The sequence below is a fragment of the Candidatus Neomarinimicrobiota bacterium genome (assembly GCA_030743815.1).
GTDB lineage: Bacteria > Fidelibacterota > Marinisomatia > Marinisomatales > S15-B10 > UBA2146.
On record JASLRT010000064.1, the window covers coordinates 1 to 5,877 of the forward strand.

Sequence of the window (5,877 nt, forward strand, 5' to 3'; positions counted from 1 at the left end):
CTGACTGGTGAGCGTGGATGTCACAAAACGGGCAGGATCATTATCTTTGAGAAATTGCTGAGTGGCGCCCGCAATAGCTTCATCCGCCGGCGGAGTCGAAGAGGTGAGGGCATTCACCAGATCGTAGTTGTAGGTGTTTTCTGGATCGAAAATAATATCGAACAGGAGCGCTTTCGGCTCAATGAGACTGGCGGAGTCGGTAAAAAAACCTTCGCCGGAAGATCCGTCCGGGAAAATGGGTACCACTGCAAAATTGTAACCGTCCCATTCCGTCCGTCCTGATACAGTGTACATCACATCGTATGCATCTCCCATATATTCGAACTGGGCCTCCGGATCATTCTGCGCCTGCCTGAACACCTGGTAATAGTCCGGCGGTACATCGCCTTCTGGCGGTGACCAAAATAGCTGAAGTGAGCTGGTCACTACATCAATAAGCTGACCGTGATAAGCCTGCGGCCAGTTGTAGTAGCGGCCCAGCCCCCCTTCCTCCACGGGTCTCACCGACTCTTGCTCTATATCGATGATGACAACATCATCAATAGACGCTTCTTCCACACCCACCACCTTGGCCCGCATTCGGGCATCGAAAGACTGGAATTCATACCCATCCAGCAAGTCATTGATAAAACCGACCTGATAGGTACCCCATCCCACAATAATACCGACACCAAGCCCAATGGCAGCTCCGATGAGGACGCGTTTCAGAAGGTCAGACATGATTCACTCCTGAGTGATGGAATGTTGGAATATTGGAGAATTGAGAGATGTATTACTTCTGGCTATCCTGGTCGCTGTTCCACTGGACCCACGGGTTCTGGGCGTCAGCCTCTTTATCGAACTCGAACATGTGGTACTTGCCATCGGCCCGGAGATTGATCTGCATCCCCTCTACCAGGGTGATCCATTCTTCCAAAGACACTTCAAACGGGCCGGCAACCTGTGTCGGCGCCTGAATGGTTTGAACCGGAGCCAGGGAAAACTTTGGCGGACCTCCCTGCTGCTGGCGTTGCTGCAGATCTTCCCGGCGCATCTTGGCAAGATTCTCAGGTGTGTTGATGTCCACCTTCCCTTCATAAACCAAAACCTGGCTTTCTTTGTCCCCGGCGTTGGCACGGTACTTCGTTCCCCGGATGGCCGCCACGGCTGTGGGTGTTCTTACAGCCACATTCTTTTTTTCGCCGAAAGCGGCAGTAGCGGCAACCCACACTTTCCCCTTATTGAGGTTGGCGTTGAAGTCTTTCTTCATTGGAGTGACGCTAGCTTCTGTCAGTTCCAGTTCGGAGTTTTCCGCAATCCGAACTTTACCGCCACCATTGAGTGTAATCTCAGCACGTGACTTGGGCTTCGTCCGCACCCTGTCTCCCGCAAAGACAGGCTGCCTCACTTTTGCACGTGCCCAGTCGGTTCCGCCGGCCGACTGTACTTCCACAATCCCGAGAGGTAGGGTGATCTTACCAAATTCCGTAGCTGCCGGCCTGAACGCCAGCAAAGCACCAACTAAAGTGGCGGCTGTTAGAACTGATATGTGCCTGAATCTCATCTGTTTCCTCCTAGGGAGAAAATAAGCTTTGTGGACGAAGTTGACAAACCACATTTAACAGTAAATTGAGAAAGTTTCATCACTATATTGCCATTGAACCACTCTCATTTCATATGAAATCGACCCGCTGTTTTTTCATTATTGTGCTGATTGCGCTGGCCAAGATCGGACTAGCCCAGGTGCGTGAAGTGTCTATCACCTACGATGGCGTTCATGGATATGACTCGGCATTGGGACAGGTTCTGGAATGGAGTAGTCTGAAGGAAGAACCCCGCGTCCGATCATCTGACAAACCGCCTGAAGGGCTTCGCTTGCGGTGGCTCGGCACCTCGGGGTTTGAATTGGGAGACAACGAGACGACCATCCTCATTGATCCGTTCGTTTCGCGACCCCGCGTCAGTAATCCCTTTGCTCCACTGATTATTGATACCACAGCTGTGGATGAACTCATTCTGAAACCGATGGGCGACCGAAACGTAGATGCTATCCTTGTGAGTCATGCCCATGCTGATCATGTTATGGATGTTCCTCTCGTACTTTCAAGATCCACAACAACAGATCACAGTCCACTACTCGTGGGGGATCCTAACACAGTAGCTTTGGTGGAAAGTTATCATCTTTCGGCGGAAACACGTCTCCTGACATTTGATGACGGTGTAGTGCACTACTTAATCGGGCAGTTTGGAAACTTTACAGTAGAAGCCGTCCGGTCGCTTCATCCACAGTACAACTTCCTCCCGTGGCGGGGCCCTGAAGGAGAGATTGAAGGTCATCCCCCGTTCACCGGGTTTGACTACCTCTCCTACCGGAATATTGCCATCGCTTATGTTATTTCATACAGGGGATTGAAATTCGTTTTCTGCGATGGAGCAATCCTCCAAAACCTCCAGAAAATCGGGGAGGCAGATCTGCTCGTTTTGGGAATCCCGGTGAGGAAGAACAACACCATTGCTGACGCCTTCGCAGCCCTCCGCCCCAGTTTTTTCATCCCGACCCATTACGACGACTTCTTCGTTCCGTTCCATGAGATGGGCCAGTTTGATGTTACCATTGGCCTGGATGAAATTCAGCTTCTCGATTTCAGCCAATTCGGAAAATTTTTTGAGGAGTTCCCCGGCTATATAAAAAAAGCCCGGAGCAATTTATCTGCCGAGTCACAACCGTTCTTCGATCCCAGGCTGAGGATCCTGAAACCGCTCACCTACTATTCTCTGGAAAGCCTCATCTTGAAATAAAAAAGCCGTCCCGGAATCCGAGACGGCTTTGAAGGCCCTATATCCGCTAAACCTATTTCAGCATAATGAGCTTCCGGGCATCCTGGAAAATTGCTTTGCCGCCACTGAAGGCTTCCATTCGGTAGAGATAGACGCCGGTGGACATCATTCCACCGGCACTGTTCCGGCCATCCCAGATGAGGGCGTGGTTACCGGCACCGTAGGCCTGGCGGTTTGCCAGGGTAGCAATCTCCTGGCCCAAAATATCGTAGACAGCAACAGAAACGAAACTTTCCTCAGGCAAGCTGAAACGGAGTGTTGTAACAGCGTTGAACGGATTTGGGAAATTCTGTGACAGCTGATATTCAGCTGGAACCAAATCATAGGCATTCATAGCACCTTGTGTGAAAGCAGTTGGACCAGTGATAATCACAAAATCACGACCTTCTTCATCACAAGCACAGGCAAAATCGTAGACCGATTCAGCTCTGAGATCAGTCACCTTGCCAAGAGCCATGTCAATAAGGGCAACGTCCCAATCTGAAGGCAGTGATTCCGTCCATTCAAAGTCAAGTGATACAACACCTTCCTCATTGGTCTTTACTACGAAAGGCCACTCATGACCATCCGCCTGAGTACTGTGCACATCACGGCTGTAGAAACCACCACGCTCACTCCAGTGGGTGTTGTCAAAAGCAACAGAGATGTAGTCACCGATGACGGGCGGTTCATGGCGATCCGCTACGTCCCAGATTTCGGATGCATCAGGCATCACACCAAAAATATTTTCTCTGTCATCCACACCGTTTATTCTTGCTGTAATATTACCCTTCCAGTCGAAAGGTTCGGCGACTGATTCCCTTGCAAGGGCAAAGCCGAAGTCATAGCCCATATCAATAGAGGTGGATGAATATGCATAGACCCAATAGCCGTCGCCGGGACTCATGGTAGTGGTGGTAGAATAGCCGCTGCCGGAATAGCGATAAAACGAAGGTTCAACAGTTCCGGCTTCATAATCATAGATATTGGGCGTGAAGTTATAGGGTGAGCCTACCTGATTCCATCCCTGGCTGAGTGAAACGGAAACGGGGTCCTCGAGATCCGTAGAGTGTCCAGAACCACCTGTTAGTTGCCACGAGTCAAGTGTTATAATCCAGTATGCCTCGCCAGGGTTCAAGCGGGCAACCCCCGTTTCATTATAGTCAGAGCCGTTCCACCTGAATGTCCTGAACTCAGTGGCATCATCAGATCTCTCTTCACCTGTGAGATTATCAACTAAGCCATCAAGAACAGACGTCTTGCTATCGAGTTGTCCCGGTGCGGAAATCATCCGGTATACCTCGGCACTGGTAGATCCAATGGACATTTCATCAAAGCCCACCTCAATACTGATAGGCCCTTCTTCAACAGTCTGCATTGCCCAATCTTCCACCACAATCTTGCCCATGATCCCTTTACTGGTTACATCTGAACCGGGGATAGTACCTGCCCAGTCGCCGCCAAACTCATCGCCACCCAAATCAACAGTTCTCTTTGAACTGCTTCCGCCTACATAATATTCGAATACTGCACTTTGAATGCTGGATTCAGTTTCTATACTCACATTAATGACAGCATAACCGCCCTCGTGAGCGTCCGAGGGAGGAGAAACACTGTTAATACCTAAAAATGGTGGAGAACCGCCGCCGCCACCGCCGCTGATCTGGAAATCTTCGCTGAAACCAGCTACGCCGGAGCCGGGATAAAGAACCATTATCTGATAGTCATTTCCATCTTCGATCCAATCAGGTATAGACCACCAATAATTGCCCCCGTTGCTGTTACTCGGTGCGCCGCTAGTAATCCACTCGTAGTTAGTGCCTGCCTTCCACAGTTCGATATCCACAGCATAATTCCCGCCGGAAGTGGAGTTCCAGTCAATGGGCTCTCCGGTGCCGGCAGTCCAATTGGACATACTATTCGGCGAGGTTACTTCAATAGAAGTAGGGTTGCCACCGCCGCCGCCACCACCTACGCTCAAGGTGAGTGCTGCCATTGCAGAGCCTTCTGCGTTGGTAGTGATACCGCTTACTTCACCAGCTGGTTCCGTTGCATCCGGATTACCATTCTCGTTTTCATCAAACCACGCTGAAACACGATAACCACCTGTGTTTGGGACAATTCTAGCGTCACGATAATCAAAAAACCACCCTTCTGGTGGTGACGGGGACGATTCGTGGCGGTCATTATAAATTTGATCACCATTGGGAAAGGTAAGATTCGTGCGCACAGAAGCCGAACCAAAATTTTCATTAAGATGTATATTTACACCGATGCAATCCTGATTACAGTCGTCGCCGCCACCGCCACCGGTGCTTAGAAGCTCAAGTACAACATTATCGATTACTACTACACCGATTTCCGCTCCCATATCAAATAGCACTCGGCTATTAGGGATACCAAAATCTGTAGCTGTAATGTCATATGAGAAATTCTGTGTCTCTGTAGTCAAGTTGACCACTTCAGTAGCAGGAGTCCAAGGATACTCATTTAGTCCGATACCTGCAAGCATTGTTCTTTCTCTGTCAGAAGAAGCATCAAAAGACAGTCTGTAAGTAGCACCTTGCTGGATCGCTACTACCTGGCTTAGGTTCACTGCAAATGCATCACCGGCCTGCTCTACGTTGGCAAAGTTGAAGCTGTTGCCACCTTCTGTCTGTACGTTGAATGCATTACCAATCCAGCCTACCTGGCCTCCTTCGAAGTCGCCGTTAACGAGTAGGTTTTCACCTCCGCCGCCGCCACCGCCGCCACCGCCGCCGCCTGTTGATGTAGCAGGCACATCTTCGCTCCAAGTGGCACCAACTATGGACCCATTGTTTCCATTGGATGTTTGATCAGTAAGTGTAGTGCCTTCCCCTTCATTAAAGTTCCAGTAGCCGACAAGTTCTGTTTCACTGCCTGTAGGCGGTGTGGACATGTAGGGTTGTATTTGTTCTTCACTAAGTGCAACGTCCCAAATCGATATATCATCGATTAAACCATCATAATAATTACCTAATCCCATGGTATGTGTACCAATATTAATATCCATATTATTATACATTAACCCAATTGGTCCATTTCCAGTACCTTCAATAT

4 protein-coding genes are annotated in these 5,877 nt (G+C 49.7%); 1 reads left to right on the forward strand and 3 read right to left on the reverse strand.

Features of this window, described 5'->3' with window-relative positions:
* Both QF669_05155 and QF669_05160 read right to left on the reverse strand, forming a co-directional pair.
* Window positions 1-720 (reverse strand): hypothetical protein (locus QF669_05155; protein MDP6456827.1); only part of this gene is annotated, 720 nt, incomplete at its 3' end.
* 52 nt (window positions 721-772) lie between these two features.
* Window positions 773-1,543: a FecR family protein gene (locus QF669_05160; protein MDP6456828.1), complete on the reverse strand. Its 771-nt coding sequence runs from the start codon at window positions 1,541-1,543 to the stop codon at window positions 773-775.
* Between the two features lie 65 nt (window positions 1,544-1,608).
* Here QF669_05160 and QF669_05165 point away from each other — a divergent pair, with 65 nt between their 5' ends.
* On the forward strand, window positions 1,609-2,778 hold the full coding sequence (locus QF669_05165; GenBank protein MDP6456829.1) for an MBL fold metallo-hydrolase: 1,170 nt from the start codon (window positions 1,609-1,611) through the stop codon (window positions 2,776-2,778).
* 52 nt (window positions 2,779-2,830) lie between these two features.
* Here QF669_05165 and QF669_05170 read toward each other — a convergent pair whose 3' ends face one another.
* Window positions 2,831-5,830 (reverse strand): carbohydrate binding domain-containing protein, encoded by a 3,000-nt coding sequence (locus QF669_05170; GenBank protein ID MDP6456830.1) that lies wholly within the window; start codon window positions 5,828-5,830, stop codon window positions 2,831-2,833.
* Window positions 5,831-5,877: the final 47 nt, after the last annotated feature.